Annotated in this window: 18 protein-coding genes; 4 read left to right on the top strand and 14 right to left on the bottom strand. The window is 63.3% G+C overall.

Annotated elements, in window-relative coordinates:
* Positions 1-26 precede the first annotated feature (26 nt).
* Positions 27-206: a zinc-finger domain-containing protein gene (locus FGD77_RS09520; RefSeq protein WP_255008899.1), complete on the bottom strand. Its 180-nt coding sequence runs from the start codon at positions 204-206 to the stop codon at positions 27-29.
* Positions 207-281: 75 nt separating this feature from the next.
* Here FGD77_RS09520 and FGD77_RS09515 point away from each other — a divergent pair, with 75 nt between their 5' ends.
* On the top strand, positions 282-1,211 hold the full coding sequence (locus FGD77_RS09515; protein WP_255008898.1) for an ABC transporter ATP-binding protein: 930 nt from the start codon (positions 282-284) through the stop codon (positions 1,209-1,211).
* 840 nt (positions 1,212-2,051) lie between these two features.
* Here the strand turns inward: FGD77_RS09515 and FGD77_RS09510 are convergent.
* The 8 genes from FGD77_RS09510 to ubiA form a co-directional block, all read right to left on the bottom strand.
* On the bottom strand, positions 2,052-3,146 hold the full coding sequence (locus tag FGD77_RS09510; RefSeq protein ID WP_255014168.1) for a flagellar basal body P-ring protein FlgI: 1,095 nt from the start codon (positions 3,144-3,146) through the stop codon (positions 2,052-2,054).
* A 17-nt stretch (positions 3,147-3,163) separates the two neighbouring features.
* Entirely contained in the window at positions 3,164-4,171 is a 1,008-nt protein-coding gene (locus tag FGD77_RS09505; RefSeq protein WP_255008896.1) for a flagellin, read from the bottom strand.
* Between the two features lie 3 nt (positions 4,172-4,174).
* Positions 4,175-5,620: a flagellar hook-associated protein FlgK gene (flgK, locus tag FGD77_RS09500; RefSeq protein WP_255008894.1), complete on the bottom strand. Its 1,446-nt coding sequence runs from the start codon at positions 5,618-5,620 to the stop codon at positions 4,175-4,177.
* Between the two features lie 63 nt (positions 5,621-5,683).
* Positions 5,684-6,988: a flagellar hook protein FlgE gene (locus tag FGD77_RS09495; RefSeq protein ID WP_255008892.1), complete on the bottom strand. Its 1,305-nt coding sequence runs from the start codon at positions 6,986-6,988 to the stop codon at positions 5,684-5,686.
* Positions 6,989-7,125: 137 nt separating this feature from the next.
* Entirely contained in the window at positions 7,126-7,965 is an 840-nt protein-coding gene (locus FGD77_RS09490) for a flagellar motor protein MotB (RefSeq protein ID WP_255008890.1), read from the bottom strand.
* 177 nt (positions 7,966-8,142) lie between these two features.
* Positions 8,143-8,463, bottom strand: a complete 321-nt coding sequence (locus FGD77_RS09485; protein WP_255008887.1) for a hypothetical protein — start codon at positions 8,461-8,463, stop codon at positions 8,143-8,145.
* On the bottom strand, positions 8,450-10,369 hold the full coding sequence (locus FGD77_RS09480; RefSeq protein WP_255008885.1) for an OmpA family protein: 1,920 nt from the start codon (positions 10,367-10,369) through the stop codon (positions 8,450-8,452). Before FGD77_RS09480 ends, FGD77_RS09485 begins: the two co-directional genes overlap by 14 nt.
* 62 nt (positions 10,370-10,431) lie before the next feature.
* Entirely contained in the window at positions 10,432-11,394 is a 963-nt protein-coding gene (gene ubiA, locus FGD77_RS09475; protein ID WP_255008884.1) for a 4-hydroxybenzoate octaprenyltransferase, read from the bottom strand.
* A gap of 12 nt (positions 11,395-11,406) precedes the next feature.
* Between ubiA and FGD77_RS09470 the strand changes: the two genes are divergently transcribed.
* The 3 genes from FGD77_RS09470 to FGD77_RS09460 all read left to right on the top strand — a co-directional run bounded on the left by FGD77_RS09470 (position 11,407) and on the right by FGD77_RS09460 (position 14,113).
* Entirely contained in the window at positions 11,407-12,147 is a 741-nt protein-coding gene (locus FGD77_RS09470) for a 16S rRNA (uracil(1498)-N(3))-methyltransferase (RefSeq protein ID WP_255008881.1), read from the top strand.
* Positions 12,144-12,671 (top strand): hypothetical protein, encoded by a 528-nt coding sequence (locus FGD77_RS09465; RefSeq protein WP_255008879.1) that lies wholly within the window; start codon positions 12,144-12,146, stop codon positions 12,669-12,671. Before FGD77_RS09470 ends, FGD77_RS09465 begins: the two co-directional genes overlap by 4 nt.
* Positions 12,672-12,742: 71 nt before the next feature.
* Positions 12,743-14,113 (top strand): glutamate--cysteine ligase, encoded by a 1,371-nt coding sequence (locus FGD77_RS09460; RefSeq protein WP_255008877.1) that lies wholly within the window; start codon positions 12,743-12,745, stop codon positions 14,111-14,113.
* A gap of 183 nt (positions 14,114-14,296) precedes the next feature.
* On the opposite strand, the gene FGD77_RS09455 is transcribed toward FGD77_RS09460, so the two are convergent.
* From FGD77_RS09455 to FGD77_RS09435, 5 genes are all read right to left on the bottom strand, one after another.
* Positions 14,297-15,232: a flavin reductase family protein gene (locus FGD77_RS09455; RefSeq protein WP_255008875.1), complete on the bottom strand. Its 936-nt coding sequence runs from the start codon at positions 15,230-15,232 to the stop codon at positions 14,297-14,299.
* Positions 15,233-15,324: 92 nt separating this feature from the next.
* Positions 15,325-16,968, bottom strand: a complete 1,644-nt coding sequence (locus FGD77_RS09450; protein ID WP_255008873.1) for a serine hydrolase — start codon at positions 16,966-16,968, stop codon at positions 15,325-15,327.
* A 491-nt stretch (positions 16,969-17,459) separates the two neighbouring features.
* Positions 17,460-17,708, bottom strand: coding sequence for an NnrT protein (locus tag FGD77_RS09445; RefSeq protein WP_255008871.1), 249 nt, complete (start codon positions 17,706-17,708; stop codon positions 17,460-17,462).
* Positions 17,705-17,881, bottom strand: a complete 177-nt coding sequence (locus FGD77_RS09440) for a hypothetical protein (protein WP_255008869.1) — start codon at positions 17,879-17,881, stop codon at positions 17,705-17,707. The genes FGD77_RS09445 and FGD77_RS09440 overlap by 4 nt, the downstream gene beginning before the upstream one ends.
* 1 nt (position 17,882) lies before the next feature.
* Positions 17,883-19,781, bottom strand: a complete 1,899-nt coding sequence (locus FGD77_RS09435) for a VWA domain-containing protein (protein ID WP_255008868.1) — start codon at positions 19,779-19,781, stop codon at positions 17,883-17,885.
* Positions 19,782-19,783 lie beyond the last annotated feature (2 nt).

The raw sequence follows: 19,783 nt of genomic DNA, 5'->3' as shown, positions 1-19,783 counted from the left end.
GGCGCCGCCAGCGGAAGCGGCAAGGTCTAGACCTTGCCTTCAAAATCGCGGTGGATCATCCTGCAATCACAATAACCGCACTCGACCCAGCCACGATCCTGCGGAATTTGCAGCCAGACACGCGGATGGCCCAGACCCGGCCCGCTGCCGTCACAGCAAATGCGATAGTCATCAACGATCCGGATTTCGGGCGCTTTGGTCACCATCTGGGCGTTTCCTTTTGCAGGCATCTCGATTACCTCACGTTTATGATGGAATGACAAGGCAGGGGCAAGGGGACCATGGCGGCCAATGCAATCGAGATTCGCGACCTGCGCAAGACCTACGCAGGAAGCCGCGGCGCCCCCGAAAAAGAGGCGCTGAAAGGCGTCGATCTGGACATTCCGGCCGGTTCGGTCTTTGGCCTGCTCGGCCCAAACGGCGCGGGCAAATCGACGCTGATCAACATTCTGGCCGGGCTGGTGCTGAAAACCAGCGGCAAGGTCAAAATCTGGGGTTTTGATCAGGACGTGAACCCGCGTCAAAGCCGGGCCGCTATCGGTGTCATGCCCCAAGAGCTGAACCTTGATCCCTTCTTCACCCCGCGTGCGGCGCTTGAGGTCCAGGCCGGGCTGTATGGCGTGCCGAAATCCCAGCGCCGCAGCGATGAGATCCTCAGCCTTGTCGGCCTCGAGGACAAGGCAAGCGCCTATGCGCGCACGCTATCGGGCGGGATGCGCCGCCGCCTTCTGTTGGCCAAGGCGCTGGTCCACCGCCCCCATGTTCTGGTTCTGGACGAGCCGACGGCAGGCGTCGACATCGAACTGCGCCAGATGCTGTGGGAAAACGTGCGCCAACTGAACGCCCAGGGCATGACGATCATCCTGACGACACATTACTTGGAAGAGGCCCAGGAGATGTGCGACCAGATCGCCATCATCAACCACGGCGAGGTCGTCGCACGCGACAGCACGTCGAACCTGTTGGCCCGGCTGGACACGCGCAGCATGATCATCGTGCCGGAGGGCGAGGTTACGGCCCTGCCCAAAAAGACCGGCATCGACGTCACCCGCCGTGAGGGCGGCGCGCTGGCGCTCAACTACAGCGCCGGGCAAATCAGCGCCGAAGATGTGCTGGAAGCCGTGCGCGATGCAGGCATCCGCATCCGCGACGTGCGGACCGAACAGGCCGATCTTCAGGATGTGTTCCTGGAACTGACGCGCAGCCGCTAAGCGCCGCGAGGCCATGCAAACCTCGCCATATCGCCCATATCGATTGAGGTCACGCCTGCTGTCCCTGACATGGCGCAGCCGCAAAGCCCGATTCAGGCGCCAGCGCTACGCCTCTGGCTTTTCCATGCGAAATAGAAAATGCCCGCGCGGCTCATCCATCTACGCGCCGCTGTCCTCACCTTGCGATACGGGACATGATATAGCGTCGAAAAGGTGTATCTCCCCGCCTGAGCGGCATCGACGAATTCGATAGCCTATGTCGGCCGCGCAACGGTCCTGCGGCGGCCACACGAACAGGCACGGCATCCCTGCCACCCTTCATGTCGAGAGCGACATTCAGAAAAGAATTGCGGTTTTGGCGGCGCTTCGGGGCCGCAGCGTCGGCGCGCATCGCCTTGGTCATGGAATTGGGAATCGTAGCGAGCGCGTAATCTCGGGCAGCGTCAACCAGCGCCCTGGGATACCAAGACCTCGCAGGTGGGGATGCCCGCAAGGACGGGCAACAACCTCCTCGTCACGCACAATATTCGACCAATCGCACCAAGAATTTAAAAAAGGGGAAAGGCACAGTGCTAACGGACGTTCCTGATCGAGAAAACCTTGTGAAACCGATTCAGACAGGGGCCGGCACCTCCTGCAACTGCCCAAGCCCTTCCAATTCTCCTTGTAAGCTCTTGAACATCAAGCGCTATACTATTTCATTCAACACAAATCACACCGTTTCACTCTACGGAGCACCGGACACCTTGCTCCGCTGAGCAATAGTACCGATCCCTCGCTGGCTTCACGTCAAGGGGTGCGCTTGGAGGGACAATGACGGCCAGTCACCGACAAAGACCATTAACGCACCACAAACTCGGCGTGCAGCGCTCCGGCGGCCTTGATACTTTTCAAGATGTCGATCATGTCCCGCGGCGCGACTCCCAGCGCGTTCAGGCCGGCCACGACTTCGGACAGGGTGGTGCCTGGCGGCACCTCTGCCAGGCCGATACCCGGCTCTTCCTCAATGTCGACATTCGTACGCGGAACGACCATCGTCTCTCCCTCGGCAAAAGGATTGGGCTGCACGACGATCGGCGCCTCCTGTACGCGCAGGGTCAGATTGCCTTGGGAAACCGCGATGCGACTGATCCGCACATCCTGCCCCATGACGATGGTGCCTGATCGCTGATCGACGACAACCCGCGCCTTTTGTTCCGGTTCGACCAGAAGATTCTCGATCCGGGCCAGGGCGTGGGCCGGTGATGTCATGCGCGTTCGTGCGATATCCAGACGCACGGTGCCGCTGTCCAACATGATTGCGACGGCACGGCCAAAACTTCCGTTGATGACGGATTCGATGCGCACGGCGGTCGTGAAATCGGGCTCCCGCAGGGCGAGACGCAGCGAGTCCAGCGAGTCGAGCTCAAATGCGATCTCCCTTTCGACGCGTGCGCCGGCCGGAATCGTCCCCGATGTCGGAACCCCCTGAACCACGGTCGCCGCATCGCCCTTGGCGGCGGCCCCGCCGGCGATGATTGTCCCCTGTGACACCGCATAAATCTGACCGTCGGCTGCGTTCAAAGGCGTCATGACGAGGGTACCGCCGAGCAGGCTATCAGCATCCCCGATTGCCGACACCGTTACATCAATCTGCCCCCCGGCCCGTGCAAAGGGCGGAAGGGTGGCCGTGACCAGGACAGCGGCGACGTTCTTCGGGCGGAACTGCTCGCCGGCGACGTTGACGCCCAGCCGTTCGAGTATGTTCGACATGATTTCTTCGGTAAAAGGCGCGTTTCTGAGCCCATCTCCGGTTCCGTTCAAACCAACCACCAGACCATACCCGATCAGGTCGTTTCCCCGCACGCCGTCGAATTCGACAAGGTCCTTGATCCGGATCTGGGTCGCCGAGGCAAAACCGGCGCCCAGCAGGCTTATCGCCAAGGCCCCCAATATGAGACGATAAAGATATATCAAAGGAAATTCACCAGGTTCAGGCGCGATGTTCGCGCGGTGAGCGTATAAATCGTTTCAAGCTGAAGCTGAGCCTGCTCAAGCGCCGTCGCCGTCTCGAATGGATCGACAGACATCAGTTCGTTTCGCACCATGGACAGACTTGTTCTTTCGGCACCAATGCGCGCGACGGACTGGTCGATCCGGGCTTCGGCGACGCCGAGGTCCGATCTGATCCGACTCACCCCGTCGACAGTCGACAGCATTGAATTGCCGGCCTTTTGCAGCAAAGACGACCGTTCGCCATGGTTCAAAGATAGAGAAGATTCACCCGCCAATGCAGCCATGACCGTATCCTTCAGCACAGCTTTCAAAGCGTCGTCATCGGCCCGGATCGACAGCTGCACCGATTCGCCGCCCCCTAACTGAAACGCAGAGAAATTCTGGTCCCCGCCAACGTAGACCTCCGTGTCAAAGCCGCCGCCGGGCGTGTCAAAAAATGCGTCAAGCGCGGCGATAACGGACGCCGCATCGCCCGCCGGGGACACTGCGGCAAGAACGGCGTTCATCATATCGGCGCCGCTGATCAGCGGCGCGTTATCCAAACCGGTTCCACCGAAAACGGGCCGCCCCGCAACGCCAGTGTTCAAGGCCGCAACCATGCTGTCCAGACCGCCACGCGCTGTCGCCGCCGCAGCAGCAAGAGCCGGGCCGTCCATCCCATTTCCAGCCAACATGGCCGTACCGGAAATGTCAGTCACTTGCTTCTGAACCATATCAAGCACGGATTGCATCGCCCCCGCCTGAACCGATGCCTCGGTCGCCGCCGTTTTAAAGGCTGAGTTAAGGGTGATTTGATGCTCCACATCGGCCAGATGACCAAAGCTGGCATTCAGGCTGCGTGTCACATCAGATGTCCTGCCAGTGGACAGTTCTTGGGTCAGCTGACCAATCCGCGATTGCAGATTGGCACTGTGCCGCCGCGTGTTCATGTATTGCGCAAGATCGCCTATCGCGTGAAAGCTCATGAATCAGATCCTCAGAAGGGTTTGCATCATCTCGTCCAGCGTACTGATCATGCGCGCATTGGCGCCGTAAGCCTGCTCAATCAGCAATAATCTCTGTGTTTCGGCGTCAGAATTGACCCCATCACCCAGAAGACGCATCTGCAATTCGGACTGACGGACGGCGGCAAAGCTGGTTGTACGATCCTCCGCCTGGGCCGATTGGGCCAGATGCGATACCAAACGGTTCACATGCTGGGCCGCGGTGCCTGCGCCCGCGCCAGCAGGGCCAGACACCAGTAGATTTCGAGATGACAGCACTTCTGACATCGCCCCCAGAAGGGTGGCATCGCCGGTCGCCCCCGGTGCTGCTGCCCCCAGACCATCGCGCAGGCGCCAGACCTCGTTGTCGGCGCGCACGTCCACCAGATTGTTCAGATCCATGCGACCGGCGATACCGATTTCATCCGCCGCGTCAAAGGCCGCTCCCTGATCAGTAAACAATCCTGCAGCGCCGGGCGCGCGCGTCGCATCAAATGACGGGTCCTGGAATCGTTCAATGACATCCCTCGCCACAGCGTCGATCTGGCTTTGTGCGTCAATCGCCAGCGTATCGCGTATCTCGAACAGCGCTGACAGGCGCCCACCGCCAATCGGGCTACCGGGTCCGCCGGGCGTGACATCCTGACCCTCAATGGAAATACCCGACAACAGCCCGCCTTCCAGCGTCATATGTGGCACGACAACGTTGCTGCGCGTGAACTCCAGTCCAACAGCCGATCCGTCGACCAATAGCGCGCCGCGCGGCGTCATCAGGGCGACAGCGCCGTCCCCGCGGGGAACCTCGCGGACCGGGATAAGGTCAGCGATCCGGTCGACCACCACTTGGCGATGATCCAGCAACCCCGAACTGTCGCCGCCGCCGCGCTGCGCGGCCTGTATCTGCACGTTAAGGTCGCGGACCTGCGCAAGATCGACGTTCAGGCTTCGCACGGCGGTCGAAATGCTCTCTTCCGAGGCCATCCTTTGATCCTGAATTGCAGAGGAGGCCGCATTGAACCCTTGGGTCAGCTCCGCCGCACGCAACGATACCGCCTGCAATCGATCATTCGCGTCCGGACGGCTTGCCGCCGAGACGAGCGCCGCCTCAAGTGCGGCAATGCGCGCCGACAACGATCCGGGCTGGTCCGGTGTGCCGACAACCGACTGAACCGACTTCAGGAATTCCGCGCGGGTTTCGCTGTGCGACAGGGCACCATCGGCCATGCGTCGCTCCGACAGCACCCCCGCATCCACATGACGTGAAATACCCACCACGCGCACGCCGCCGTGGCGGTCCTGGCTCAGCGTTATATCGCGGCGGCCGTACCCGTCCGTCTGAATGTTCGCCAAGTTTGACGATACAACGCTGGCGGCGCGGGCGTTAGCGGTCAAACCGCTCAGCGCACTGGACAAGGCAGAGGTGATGCTCATCTGGGTGCCTTTCGGTCAAGGTGGAGCGCGGGCATGGTGCTGCCCGCCTGGGGCGCCGTTAGATCAGCGCTTGATGTTGGTGGTTTCCTGCAACATCTCGTCGACGGTCTGGATGACCTTGGCGTTGGAGGAATAGGCGCGCTGCGTCTGGATCATGTCGGTCAACTCGCCAGCGACGTCGGTCGCGCTTTCCTGACGCGCGAAGGCGACGACGTCGCCGGTCGGTCCGTCGCCCGCATCCCACAGGAAGAATGCTCCGCTGTCCGGGGATGGCGTGTAGGTCTGCTGATCCAGCGACACCATCCCGTTCGGATTGGGGAGGTCAACCAGCGGCACCTGATAGATGATCCGCGTAACCCCTGTGTCAAAGGAGGCGTGAACAAAGCCGTTTTCATCAACCTCGGCCGACATCATGTTGCCGACGGGCGAGCCGTTCTTGGAAACCGGCAGCGGGGCAAACGTGCTGCCCAATTGGGTCAGCCCGTCCGCTGCGCCCAACGCGCCGATGCTCACCTCCATCGGGCCACCCGCGACATTGACGATGACCGACCCGGTGGCAGCATCATATGTTCCGCCAACGGCACCGGTGGCTACATTCAGTAAGGTGCCACCAGACGTCCGGCCATCATCGAAGGAGAGCGTATACTCACCGATAATTGCGCCGGCCTGCGCCGAATCCGTCAGCGTCATCGTCCATTCGTTGGAATTGCCGGCCCCCGGAACGGTCGGGGTGAAGTCCACCTGCACATTTTCGGATTTGCCCAGATTGTCAAAATATTCGACCTTCAGCTGCTGCGGCGTGCCGTCCGAACCCGCGTTGGTATCCGTTGCAGGCAGATTCAGGCCCAGATTTATGGCTGTCGTCGGCTCGCCAATCAGTTGATTCGTATTGATCTGAACCGGCTCCAGCCCATCGGCTGTATCGCGGGGGAAATTGGGGATCGTCCCATCGGAATTTGCAGGCCACCCCATCAGAACAAGGCCACTATCCGTCTTGAGAAAACCATCGGCATCCGTGCGGAACGATCCGGTGGTCGTCAGCAGCATCTGGCTGCCCCCGTTCCCGGCCTCTATCTGGCTGGCGCGCGTGACGGGCAGCATACCGCGGCCACGCACGGCCAGATCGGTGGGGTTCGACGTCGTGATCAACGATCCGCCCTGATCAATCAGCCGCTGGGTCATGGACCGCACACCGCCGGCCGAATAACTTCCGCCGTTGCCACTGATCACCATGGACTGAAAATCGGTTTCAACCCGTTTATAGCCATAGGTCGCCGAGTTCGCGATATTGTCGGAAATGGCTGCAAGGCGCGTCGCATTGGCGCTGAGCGCCGCCACACCGGCATTTAGCGAAGAAGAGATTGTCATTGATACGCCTTTCTGCTGCATCGACTGTCATCAGGCACCAGACATACGCCCGGTCCTTTAACATCGCGCTAACAGATAAAATCCAATGTAAATCCGATCTTTGCCAGCGGCGCGTGGCACAGACCGGGCGACACCCGTCAAATACCCTTGCGCAAATAGATGACTTCCAAGCGATTATTCCGCACGGCCATCGGGTCATCCACCGCGGGATCGCGGTCGGCATGACCAGTTACGCGGCTTATGCGGCCCGGATCCAGCCCGCTGCCGGACAGCATGATACGCATCCGCTGGGCGCGGGCCGTCGATAGATCCCAGACCGGGTTGTTCTTGAGAATGATCGGCGCGGCGCGGATATGCCCTTCGACAGCGACACTATTCGTCACCAGATTCGACATATCGCCCAGCATGGCCGCCAACTGAACCAGCACCTCCGTAGGCTGATCCTGGCCCTGCTCGAACAGTCCGGCATCTGCAACGTCGAACAATTCGATCAGCAGGCCCTCGTCCGTGACGCGCGTGATTATATGCCGCTGCAGCTTGGGCGAAATCGTGCTTTCGCCGTTGGTGCCGCGCAGCGCGCTGTCGATCGCCTGCCTGAGCTTCTGCAGATCCTGATCTGCCTGCGAATCGATGCCGGTTTCGCCACGTGCCTGCCGCAATTCTGTTGCATGGCGGCGGGACGCGCCAGTGCCGTCATTGGACAATATGTCTTCGGCATAGACGCTTTCGCCGCCAAAATTCCCTTCGCCACCGCCCGAGATACGGCTGATCGGCACTGTCGGGCTGAAATAATCAGCCAGACCCTTGCGTTGTTTTTCCGTTGTCGCGTTCAACAGCCACATCAACAGGAAGAAGGCCATCATCGCAGTGACAAAATCCGCATAGGCGACCTTCCAGGCACCCCCATGATGACCGCCGGCAGCGATTACCTTCTTTCTCTTGATGATGACCGGCGCCGCGTTGCCTAGCGCGCTCATCTCCACCACCTTTTCAACTCACCCGATGAAAGGGGTAGCAGATCAGGCGTTACGGCCGTGTTAACACTTCAATTTGTAGGGGTTTTGGCACTGCGGTGACGAACGTGCCCCATAGCGCTTCCTCTCCTTCCTGAGAAGGAATCGCACCATCAAACCGTGGGATCAAACGCCTTTGGTCTACCCCGCCCGCTCGATATGGGCGCGCAGTTGCTCGGCGTCCTGACGGGCCTCACGCAGGCCGTCCATGGTCGCGCTCAGTTCGGCTTCGGTCTGGCTCAGCTGATTGGTCAGCTCGGCCTCGCGCTGTTGCAGATAGGTGATGGCCTGATCGCGGGTCTCTTCGGCCTCGTGCAGCTCCTGCGCCATGCGGTCCAGCTCGCCCACATCGGACGACGACACGCGGATAAAGCGATGCACCAGCCAGTTGGCAAACCAGCCCAGCGCGAAGGCAACGAATAGGATGATCGCCGTGACGATGATGAATTCAGTCCTGTTCAACTGGCACGCCCTCTGTCCCCTCGTCCTCTGCCGTGCCTTCCTGCCCCTCTTGCTCGAGGCTTTCAAGCCCCGATCCGTCCGAATCCGGTGCAGGTTCGGGTGCGGTGGCCTGCTTGAATTCGATCCGGCGGTTGGCCTCGCGGCCCTCTTCGGTGTCGTTTCCGGCGATGGGTTGGCTTTCGCCATAGCCCTTGGCGTTATAGTTTGACGTCAGCACGCGCCGGGCGCGCAGCGCGTCCAGAACGGCATTGGCGCGTTTCTGGCTCAGTTCCTCGTTCATCGTCTCGCGGCCCTGGCTATCGGTATGTCCGCCAATTTCGATCTGGATCTCACCGCATTTGCTCAGAACATCGGCGATGTCATTCATGATCGACGCGCCGTTCTCGTCGAAATTGGGCGAACCCGGCTCGAAATTGATCTTGCGGGTTTCCTGAATGGTGGCGATCTGGGCGATGCATTCCTCGGGGGTGGGCAAACCTGCGATCGGGTCCAGCGCCACCTTGTAGGTGACGTCGATATCGAATTGCGCCCCCTCGCCCAATTTGGCGGCCAAAAGACCGGCAATCTGCGCGCTCGCATCCTTGCGGCCGGTCAGGCCGGTGATTGTCAGGGTGTCCGGTCTGATAACGACGGCACCATTGGCAAGGAAGCCCAGCGCCTCCAGCCCGGTCAGAACCCGCACCGGCCAGTCCAGCGGCAGCCCGTCGACCACCCGCGCCTTGGTATGAACGCTGCCAGACCGGAACCGCGCCTTGGCAAAGCTGTCGACCGTCTCGCGCAGACGCTGGCTACCGACTCTGCCGCGCAACTCCACCACCCCATCGGGCGACAGGCTGGCGACGAATTCGGGAATCGTCGGCGCGCCTTCGACATCAGGCGGCGGCAATACGGAATGCAGGGCAAAGACATCGGGCAGGTCGCTTTCCAGCCCGCCGACGATGTCGTCAAACCGGCCCTCGGGCGTGCCTTGGGCCGCGATCAGGGAAATGTCGGCATCGGCAAATGTCACGCTGCCGCCGCCCAGCTCGGCCACTGCGCCGATGGCCAGCGCGGCGGCCCGGCCCCATGCGGGCGTCGGCACGCCCAGGCCGATTGTGCACTCGGCCGCGCCCTCCAGCCCGGCCGCGCGCGCGGCGGCAAGGATCATGCGCTGCGCCTCGGGCGTATCCACGGAACAGGCGTCAAACCGCGCGGCGCCATCCTCGATCAGGAACCTGAGCGTGAACGGCGTGATGACAGGACGCGGCGCCGACACATCCAGCGAAATCCGCAGACCGGTCGGCACCCGCCGATTCAGCGTTTCCTCCAGCTCGCGCTTTTCCTCGGGGCTGTCGGCCATCGTGGTGATCGCCACGCGCCCCGCCTCGACTGAAATCTTGGCGCGCGGCAGCTGGTTCAGCGCGCGCATGGCATAGTCGATGGCCACATCCCACGTATCCGCTACCGGATAGTCTGCCGATTCCAGCAGATCGATCACGTCGCCGTCGCCCGCAGCACGCGTCATCTGCTCCAGCAGGGCATCGCGATCCATCGCAGCCGGGACCAGCCCGATCAGGGATATGCCGCTGTCATTGCGCAAAATCTCGATCGAAAAGCGGGGCGGCGCGATGTCGGCGGTATCCTCAACCAGCATCTGATCGATCACGCGGGTAGCATCCACGACGCGCCCTGCGACGGACAGCGCGGTAAACCTCTTGGCTTCGGTCGGGGCGGTTCCGGCCAGAAACACCTGCAACCCATCGGCGTCGACCTCGGCCCAGGTCATGCCTTCCTTGTCCAGCTCGCTGCGGACCGAACTGCGCGCGTTATCCTCGATCCCGGTCGCCGCAAACCCGGCGGCGACAAGGCACAGCATCGCTGCCATGAGGAACGTTCCGGCAATGGCAAAGATGACAGAAAGGCGCATTTTGGGGGGCCAGTTATTGTTAAGGGTCAGGTTTGTTTATGCCCCCAGCCCCCCAAGTTCAATCACACCAACAGCGCGATGGCGAAAAACGGCAGAGGCAGCAGGCCGGCATTACGGTTGGACCGGAACAGCACCAGCAGCGCCCCGGTATCTTGCAAATTCAGCCGCGTCAGTTGCCACAATAGATGCAGGCTCAGCGCCCAGGGCCCCAGCAGCGCGATCAGCAGCGCCATGGAATCGTCGCCACCCATGGCCAGAATTACCGCTGCCGTCATCAAAACGACCGTGGCGACAAGGAACCAGCGCAGCCATTGCGGCGATTGGTCGCCAAACAGCCGCGCGGTCGATTTCACCCCGATCAGCGCGTCATCCTCGGCGTCCTGATGGGCATAGATCGTGTCATAGAACAGCGTCCACGCAATCCCTGCCAGATACAGCACCACGGCAGGCCATTCCAGCCGCCCGGTATGCGCCGTCCACGCCAGCAGCGCGCCCCAGTTGAACGCAATCCCCAGAAAGACCTGCGGCCACCACGTAAACCGCTTGGCAAAGGGGTAGATCGCCACCGGCGCCAGCGCGAGGATGCCCAGCGCAATCGCCATGCCCGGAAAGGTCAGCAAAATCCCGAACGCCACCAGCGCCTGCGCCACCAGCCACGCCAGCGCGCCCTTCACGCTGACCTGCCCCGACGGGATGGGCCGCGACGCGGTGCGCGCAACGCTGCCGTCGATATGGCGGTCGGTGATGTCGTTCCACGTACAGCCCGCGCCGCGCATCAAAAACGCGCCCGCACCGCAGGACGCGAAGATCCACAGATCGAACCACCGCGCCTGCCCGTCATGCAGCATCGCCAGCAGCAGCCCCCACCAGCAGGGCAGCAGCAGCAGCCACGTCCCGATAGGCCGGTCCGCGCGGGACAGCCGCAGATAGGGCCGCCATTTGGCGGGGGCATACCGATCCACCCAGTTGCCCGTCGCCGCGTCGGCGACGATGCCGGCCTCTGGTCTCTGCCCTGCGCCGCTCATATGATGCCCGCCATGAAAAACGTCCCGAATACCGCCAAGATCAGATTGTATGTAGAGCAGCCCTTGGGTCCGGGGCAAACGGTTCCTCTGTCGCAGCCGCAGGCGCATTACCTGTTTGGGGTGATGCGGCAGGGGATCGGCGCGCAGGTGCTGCTGTTCAACGGCCATGACGGCGAATGGCTGGCCGAGGTGGCCCACGCGACCAAGAAGGCCGGCACGCTGGCCTGCCTTTCGCAGACGCGTCCCTTGCAACTGCCACCCGACCTGTGGCTGCTGTTTGCGCCGATCAAGAAGGCGCGCACCGATTTCATCGTTGAAAAGGCGGCCGAAATGGGCGCCGCACGCATCTGCCCGGTGCAGACCGATTTCACCAATTCCGAACGTATCCGGCAGGACCGGCTGCAAGCGCACGCGGTCGAGGCCGCCGAGCAATGCGGCGGCACCTATGTGCCGCCGGTGGACGATCTACAAAAGCTGGGCGCGCTGCTGGACGGCTGGGATCCCGCCCGCCGGATCCTGTTCTGCGACGAGGCGCTGGCAGACGGCCCGGGTACCGCGGCACTGGCGCAGGGCTCGGGCCCATGGGCGATCCTGATCGGCCCCGAAGGCGGCTTTTCCGCGCCCGAGCGCGCGCGCCTTGCTGCGCTACCCTGCGCCCACGCGACCCGCCTTGGCCCGCGCATTCTGCGCGCCGATACGGCGGCTGTCGCGGCACTGACGCTGTGGCAGGCCCGGCTGGGGGATTGGCGATGAGCTTTATGCGGTCCGAGGCCGCAGCGGCTCTGACACGCTGGCAGGGCGCCCTGATCAGCCTCGCCGTGTTGGCGCTGGGCCTGCTGATCGCATGGCGCAGCTTTGGGATAACATTCTGGCTGGGCGTGTTCATCACGCTGGCAGGCGCCATATCGCTGGTCGCCGCCCTGCAACGCATGCGCTTTGCCGCCGGGGCGGGCGGCCCCGGTGTGGTAGACATCGACGAGGGCGCCATCGGCTATTTCGGCCCTTTGGGCGGCGGTGTCATCGCGCGCTCGGAAATGACTTCGCTGGCGCTGGACCGCACCGGCAAGCCCGCGCACTGGGCGCTGAGCCAGCCCGGTCAACCCGATGTGATGATCCCGCTGACGGCCAGCGGCGCCGACGCGCTGTTCGATGTCTTTGCCGCGCTGCCGGGCATGCGGACCGAACAGATGCTTGCCGAAATGCGCCGCACGGCGCCGGGGCGCATCCTGCTGTGGCAAAAACCGGGCACCAAACCGGCCCATCTGCGCCTGACCTGACATCTTTCGCGGGTTGACAGCCCCCTGCCCCCGCGCCACCTACTGAAAATCAACCTAGCGGAGGCCAAGCCATGTCCATTCCCCAATCCGGCGGCGGGCCGATCGAGCATCACAGCCAGCTGGCCGAATATCTCGAAGACGGCAACAAGCCCAAAGCGGATTGGCGCATCGGCACCGAGCACGAGAAATTCGGCTATTGCAAGGACACGCACAAGCCCATCCCCTATCACGGGACGCGCAGCGTTCTGGCGGTGCTTGAGGGCCTGCGCGACGCCCACGGCTGGTCCCCCGTCACCGAGGATGGCAACCTGATCGGGCTGGAAAAGGACGGCGCGAACGTGTCGCTCGAACCCGGCGGCCAGTTGGAACTGTCGGGCGCCCCGCTGGAGACGATCCACGGCACCTGCGACGAGGTCAACGTGCATCTGCGCGAGGTCAAGGATGTGGCGGACCGCGTCGGCGTCGGCTTTATCGGGCTGGGCGCCGCGCCCGAGTGGCTGCATGACGACATGCCCCTGATGCCCAAGGGCCGCTACAAGCTGATGGACAGCTACATGCAAAAGGTCGGCACGATGGGCCGCGTCATGATGCGGCGCACCTGCACCGTGCAGGTGAACCTCGATTTCGCGTCCGAGGCCGACATGGTCAAGAAATTCCGCGTGGCGCTGGCGTTACAGCCCGTCGCGACGGCGCTGTTTGCCAACTCGCCCTTCTTCGAGGGCAAGCCGAACGGCCACAAATCATGGCGCGCCCGCGTCTGGCGCGATCTGGACGCGGCCCGCACCGGCATGCTGCCTTTCGTGTTCGAGGATGGCATGGGGTTCGAACGCTATGTCGACTATGCGCTGGATGTGCCGATGTATTTTGTCTACCGCGATGGCAAATATATCGACGCTCTGGGCATGTCGTTCCGTGATTTCATGCGCGGCGAACTGCCCGCGCTACCCGGCGAGGTTGCCACGCTGTCGGACTGGGCCGATCACCTGACGACGATCTTTCCCGAGGCGCGGATCAAGAAATTCATGGAAATGCGCGGCGCAGATGGTGGCCCGTGGCGGCGCCTGTGCGCGCTGCCGGCTTTCTGGACCGGCATCATGTATGATTCCAGCAGCTTGGACGCCGCCTGGGATCTGGTCAAGGACTGGACGGCCGAGCAACGCGAGACGCTGCGCGTCGCGGCCAGTGTCGACGCTTTGCAGGCACGCGTCGACGGCATCGACATGCACGATCTGGCGGCTCGCGTGCTGGACATCTCCGAGGCGGGTCTGCGCGCGCGCGCGCGCCCCGGCGCCGAGGGACTGATCCCGGATGAGACACATTTCCTGAACGCCCTGCGCGAGAGCATCGAAACGGGTCAGACCCCGGCGGATGAATTACTGGCGCGCTACAATGGCGACTGGGATGGCGATCTGAGCCTGATCTACAGCGAATTTTCTTACTGAGGTCCAGAGCGTTTCGCCTTAAACTTGAGGTACTCAGTTACGGTGAAACGCATGCAACGCTCATATGTTGCGCTGCGTTTCGCGAAAAGCTGCGCGTCAGGCTTTTCGCGAACGCTTTAAAGAAGCAGACGGGTCGCAGGCCCCAGCCTTTTAGGGAAAAAGGCTGGGAAAGTACCCCCGGCATCACCCCTTGGGTGCGTTGCGCTGCGGTACCGGGTAGATTGTGCCGCGCTCGGCGTCGCCCTGATAGACACCGAACTGCCCGTGGCGATATTCCTGCGCATATTGCGCCAGTGTCGCGCGCTCTGCCGGGCTGGCCACATCGTCCAGTGGAATGTCATCAAGGGCGCAGTAGAACATTCCATCAGGCGCATCGCCCGATACAGTGCCGTGGTAAACGATGACATGGCGGCCCACTGTCGGATCTTCATACACCGCATATAGATGGTCGAGCTGCGCGTTCAGCCCGTGCGCGGCCAGGTTAGCCGTCAGACCCGCCAGCGACGTGGCGGCGGGCGGGGCCGCCGGAATGCAGACGCCGCCATTCTCGCCCCGCCGCAGCAACACGTCGCCGCCCCTTTCGATGATCGCGCCGATGCAGGCGGCGCCGCACTGCGCGGCCATGCCTGTCAGCTTGTCCTCCAGCCCGATCGAGAAATAACTGCCCCGGTGATACCCCAGCGGCGGCGCGTCCCGGGTCTGTGTCTCCAGCACCTCGCCGATCAGGATCACGTGATCGCCGGCATCCACCAGCCGGTGCTGCGCACAGACCAGCGTTGCCAGCGAATCGGGCAGCAGCGGCACGCCGTGCGCGCCCTCGGTCCAACCCGTTTGCTCAAACTTGTCAGCCGCGTGCGAGGCAAAGAGGTTTGATATACCCTTTTGATCCTCGCACAGGATGTTGATGCCAAAATGCGGCGCCGCACGGAAGGCAGGCGCGCTGTGAGCGGTATGCGCAATGCACACCAGCACCAGCGGTGGGTCCAGCGACACTGAGCTGAACGAATTGGCGGTAAAGCCGCGCGGCGCGCCGCCCGCCTCGCGTGTTGTCACCACGGTGACGCCTGTGGCGAAGCGGCCAAAGACGTCTCGCAGGGCGCGCTTTTTTTCTTCTGACATGGAGGCTCCGGGGCAGTCGCAGGGTTTGCCCGACCCAATATAACCCGACAGCGCGCGATGGACACCCGCGAAAGGCGCGGCGCGCGCCGTATTCAGCGGCGCGCGGCGATCGTACGTCCGTCCGCGGCGATCAGGATCAGCGCGCCTGTCTCATCGATGATAAAGCGTTCGATCTTGGGCAGCAGATCGAGAATACGCTGCTCCTGCAACATCAGCGCCTCGGGGCAGGCCATCATTGTGACGCCGACAGGGGCGATGGTGATGGCATCATCCTCGGCCTCATAACTGCCGATCAGGCGGTTGCAGGTCGCACTGCCCGATAGCGACCCATCTGCCGTGAAACGCAGCGTGGCTTGGCTGTAATCGATCACACCCATACCTTCGACATCCTCGATCCGCCAATCGCGGCCTACCAGTGGCAGATCATCATTCGCCATCAGATACTGCGCCACCGCGCGGTAGGCTGGCAGCGACGCGGGATCGCTGGCCGTATTCGCCGCCACCGGGTGCGAGCCGAAGCGCGCGATCACCATGTCGGCCACAGGGTCGATCCAAAGGGTCTGGCCGTGCGCGCCGCGCGCCGCATAGGCGCCGTGATCATCGCCCGATACCCACCACATCGACCGATAGCTCCACCCCGGCAGCAGATCATACCCCGCCCTGGCAAAGACATCCTTGTCGCCGCCCTGCGCAATTGCCGTCACCACGCCTTCGGGCACGATCTGTTCGCCGCCTGCCCGGCCACCCTCCAGCATCATCTGGCCCAGCCGCGCCATATCGCGCAACGTCGCGCTGAAACCGCCGCCCGCGAAAGGCGTGCCGATGGAATCGAGCGTATAAAAAGCCTCGCGTTGCGTGCCGAGGCGGGACCAGATCCGGTCTGACAAAAGATCGGACACGGACGTGCCGGAGGCGCGCGCAATCAACCAGCCCAGCGTATCGGCGTTGATCATGCGATCGCCGAACGCCTCGCCATGCTCGCCGTTTTTCTGCACCGTCTGAAGAAACTCGAAATAGCTGCGCGGGCCCTCGTATCCTTCGGGCTTGGGCAGGGGGCTGCCGGCCTCGGCATAGGTCCAGACGTCGGCGTCCGGATCGGAATACTCCTCGGAATAGTCCAGCGCGGTGGTCATATCCATCACCTGCCGTACCGTGGCATCGCCAAAGCCGCTACTTTCCAGTTCGGGAATCAGATCGACGACGCGCGCGGTATCGTCCAGCGTGCCCTCGGCCACCAGCATCTCGGCCAGAAGGCCGGTCAGCGATTGGGTCACAGCCATCGCGCCATGCAGCGTGTTCTTGCTCAGACAGCCGTCGTAGCGCTCATAGACGACGCGGCCATGGTGCAGCACGATCACGCCGTCAGTATAGTTCGCGTCGAACGCAGCGTCCCATGTCATGACATCGCCGCCCCCCAGCGGCGTGAACGTCACCCCCCCAAGCGCGGGTTTGATAGCTTCGGGCAAGACGCGCACGCCGTCGATGCCATTGTCCACGGCGACGGTCGGCATCAACTGACGAAAATTGCAAACGCTCCAGCGCAGTTTGGGAAAGGCGAAATAATCGGGGTCGGACAGGCGTATCACCTTGTCCACGGGTGCAGGAAAACCCTGCATCCAGCCCAGATCTGCCGGGTCCGTCGCCTGCGCCGATCCCGGTGCATCCAGCTCTTGTGCCAAAGCTGCGCCGCTGCACCCCAAGGCTGCGACCAATGCCATGCCGATCATGCGCTTCATGCGTCTTTCCTTTTCGTTACCGTCTTGCCCCGGCGGGATTTGCACCCCTGACAGGTGCGATGCAATCGCGCGAGCCTTCCCACTGCGCAGCGGAATCGGCGGCATCCTGCCGACTGCATCCATGAAACGGCAGGGCGGGAAGGGCAAGGCCGTTCTACCGCGTGGCGACAGGAAAGGCCTGTCTCATGCGCAAATCTAACGAAACATTTATGGCGGACCGTGCTGTCGCGTTGACCGCGCCGCACCTGCGCCCCTTTCCGACCGGGCCAAGACGGGTGCTGCACAGCATCAGCGCGATCATCGTCGCGCATCGTTTTTGCCCTGCCCGCCACCGACGGTCCGCCGACCGACCCACTGAGGAAAGCCGCGGCGGCCCATCCCGGCCTGACCGGCATCGCGCCGCAGAAAACCGGGCCGGGCGGCAGCGTGACGCGCAATGTCACGCTCGCCGAGATCAAATGGTTGCCCGTCGGGTGGCTACTGCAAGCGGCCTAACCGGCGGCGTCCGCCTCGGCATCGGCGCGGTCCATGAGCGCGCGGATATGGCGCGCGAACGCCCATGTCGCCGGCACGCCCAGCAGCGCGCCGCCGATCAGCGACGCCCGCGGCGAGATCACGGCCAGATCCAGCCATGACGCGATAAGCCCCGCAAAATAGAGGTTGATGGCCATCGCGCCTGCCCCGAACGGGTACAGCACCAGCGTCATCGCCCCCACGCCCCAGCCGTGCCGCGTCGTCATCGGCGGCGCACCAGCATATGCACCGCCAAAAGCGAGGCCAGCAGCGCAACCGACGCGGCAAAGAACCACCATTCGGCGGTTGCCGATTGCGGCTGCGGTATGGGCCGCTGGAACGCTTCGGCCAACGCACCGGTGGGAAGGAAAAGGGCCAGTAGGGCGATCAGTCGATACATGTCAGGTCTCCTGCGTCAGGGTTCGGTAGATATCGGGCAGCACGCGGGTCAGGCGCTCGGGGCGCGGCAGCAGATGGAAACCGCCGCGCCCGAAGATGCGGGCGAACCAGTCCTGCCCGTCCGCGTCGATGACGATGCCATGCACCGCGTGCCCGGCGCGGCGCGCCTCGGCGACGGCCATGTGGCTGTCTTCGATGCCGTGCGTGCCCTCGTAATGGTCCAGATCGTTCGGTTTGCCGTCCGTCAGCACGATCAGCAGCTTGCGCGCCGCCGTTTCCTCGGCCAACTGCGCACTGACATGGCGGATGGCGGCGCCCAGACGGGTGTAGTGCCCCGGCTTCAGCGCGCAGATATTATCGGTGACCTCGCGGCTCATCTTCTGATCGAACCGTTTGCAGCGCGTCAGGAACACCCGGTCGCGCCTGAGCGACGAAAACCCCCAGATGCCCAGCCTGTCACCCGCCGCGTCGATGCCACCCGCGAGCGCGGCCAGCGCATCGCGCGCCACGTCGATCACGCTGGTATCGCCCACGACAGATTCGGTCGAGCGGGACGTATCGATCAAGAATGCCACCGTCAGATCGCGCGCGGTCTGGCGCGAGGATTGGAAAACCCGGTCGTCGCAGCGCCCGGTCGCGCGCAGGTCGATCTGCGCGGCGATGGCGGCGTCCAGATCCAGTTCGGACCCGTCTATCTGGCGCGGTTGCAGGATGCGGCGGGGGCGCAGCACTTCGAACTGGCGGCGCACCTCCTCGGTCCGTTTTGCGTTGGGGACAAAAGCATTGGCCGGGTCAGGCACCGCCTCCGCCTCCAGCACGCGGCAGTGGTCGGGCATATAGCTGCGCGAGCGGTGGTTCCATTCGGGATAGGTGACGGGCGCGGACAGCCTTTCATGATCGGCGTCCGCCGGGGACAGGTCCAGATGCAGGCGCAGCCGCGTCGCGGCGCGCCGGTCATTCTTGGACAGGGTGATCTCGTCCTGATCGTCGGCCGCCTTCTGCGCGTTCTCGTCGTCATCATCGTGAATGGACCGGTTCAGGTTCATCGATTCGACCCATGACAGGATCGCCTCGAACCGGTGCAGGATAAAGCTGTCCTTGCGGTTGGCCTGCTCGCGGTCGCGGCGCACGCCCAGCTTGCGCTTGGTCATCTGCGCGGCGTCGGGCACTTCGCCCGGTGCGTCGGCGTGGTCGTCGGCAGCAGCGCCCTGCCCCGCGGCGGTGAAATCCAGCCAGATCGGCACGGGGGCGAATGTCATGTGGCCGCGTGCCCCCTCTGGCGCGTCCAGATCAGGCAGATCGCCGCCAGCCAGCCCGGCGCGCAGGGCCTGCTCAACTGCCTTTTCAGCGTCAGGCAAATGGGTGCGCGGGCGCGTGGCAAGGATATGCGCCACCATTTCGCCATGGCGTTCGCGCAGGCCCGGACAGGTGGCCAGCACGCGCTGGCCTGCCGCGACATTCGCGCCGATCATGGCCAGATCGCGCGCGGCCCCGTCCAGATCGCCGGCGGCAAGCGCCGCATCACTGGCAAGCGCTGCCATTGCGACCAGCCAGAAATACGCAGCACGATTCAGTGCATGGGACGCAAAAACGTCGATCACCGGCGGCAGGCGCAGGCGCTCGCCGTCAAAGGCGGCAAGGTGGATCTTGTCCCGCTCTGTCGCCAGCTTGCGCACATGGGGGCGGCGATGATGCGCGACGATGGCCGCAGCCTCGCACATCTCCACCCCCGGCGGGCCGCCCAGGGCGCGAAACATCATGGTCAGGCTGGGGCGAATTGCATCCAGTGACGCCGCCTGATCGGGATAGGATGGCGCGGCGCCGATCCCCACGGCGTAATCGTGCCAGAGATTTCCGACCGCCTCTTCGGGGTCCATCAGGTCGAGGGGATGCAGTGCCATTC

This window comes from Roseovarius sp. M141 (genome assembly GCF_024355225.1).
In the GTDB taxonomy this organism is placed as follows: domain Bacteria; phylum Pseudomonadota; class Alphaproteobacteria; order Rhodobacterales; family Rhodobacteraceae; genus Roseovarius.
Note: the sequence above shows the minus strand (reverse complement) of the source record. Positions and strands in the feature narration are given on the sequence as shown.

Coding starts and splice junctions, on each gene's coding strand:
- FGD77_RS09435 (WP_255008868.1), bottom strand. CDS start 19,781: ATGGCACTGCATCCCCTCGACCTGATGGACCCCGAAGAGGCGGTCGGA.
- FGD77_RS09440 (WP_255008869.1), bottom strand. CDS start 17,881: ATGTATCGACTGATCGCCCTACTGGCCCTTTTCCTTCCCACCGGTGCG.
- FGD77_RS09470 (WP_255008881.1), top strand. CDS start 11,407: ATGAAAAACGTCCCGAATACCGCCAAGATCAGATTGTATGTAGAGCAG.
- FGD77_RS09495 (WP_255008892.1), bottom strand. CDS start 6,988: ATGACAATCTCTTCTTCGCTAAATGCCGGTGTGGCGGCGCTCAGCGCC.
- FGD77_RS09520 (WP_255008899.1), bottom strand. CDS start 206: ATGGTGACCAAAGCGCCCGAAATCCGGATCGTTGATGACTATCGCATT.
- FGD77_RS09505 (WP_255008896.1), bottom strand. CDS start 4,171: ATGAGCTTTCACGCGATAGGCGATCTTGCGCAATACATGAACACGCGG.
- flgK (WP_255008894.1), bottom strand. CDS start 5,620: ATGAGCATCACCTCTGCCTTGTCCAGTGCGCTGAGCGGTTTGACCGCT.
- FGD77_RS09515 (WP_255008898.1), top strand. CDS start 282: ATGGCGGCCAATGCAATCGAGATTCGCGACCTGCGCAAGACCTACGCA.
- FGD77_RS09460 (WP_255008877.1), top strand. CDS start 12,743: ATGTCCATTCCCCAATCCGGCGGCGGGCCGATCGAGCATCACAGCCAG.
- FGD77_RS09490 (WP_255008890.1), bottom strand. CDS start 7,965: ATGAGCGCGCTAGGCAACGCGGCGCCGGTCATCATCAAGAGAAAGAAG.
- FGD77_RS09455 (WP_255008875.1), bottom strand. CDS start 15,232: ATGTCAGAAGAAAAAAAGCGCGCCCTGCGAGACGTCTTTGGCCGCTTC.
- FGD77_RS09465 (WP_255008879.1), top strand. CDS start 12,144: ATGAGCTTTATGCGGTCCGAGGCCGCAGCGGCTCTGACACGCTGGCAG.
- ubiA (WP_255008884.1), bottom strand. CDS start 11,394: ATGAGCGGCGCAGGGCAGAGACCAGAGGCCGGCATCGTCGCCGACGCG.
- FGD77_RS09450 (WP_255008873.1), bottom strand. CDS start 16,968: ATGAAGCGCATGATCGGCATGGCATTGGTCGCAGCCTTGGGGTGCAGC.
- FGD77_RS09480 (WP_255008885.1), bottom strand. CDS start 10,369: ATGCGCCTTTCTGTCATCTTTGCCATTGCCGGAACGTTCCTCATGGCA.
- FGD77_RS09445 (WP_255008871.1), bottom strand. CDS start 17,708: ATGACGACGCGGCACGGCTGGGGCGTGGGGGCGATGACGCTGGTGCTG.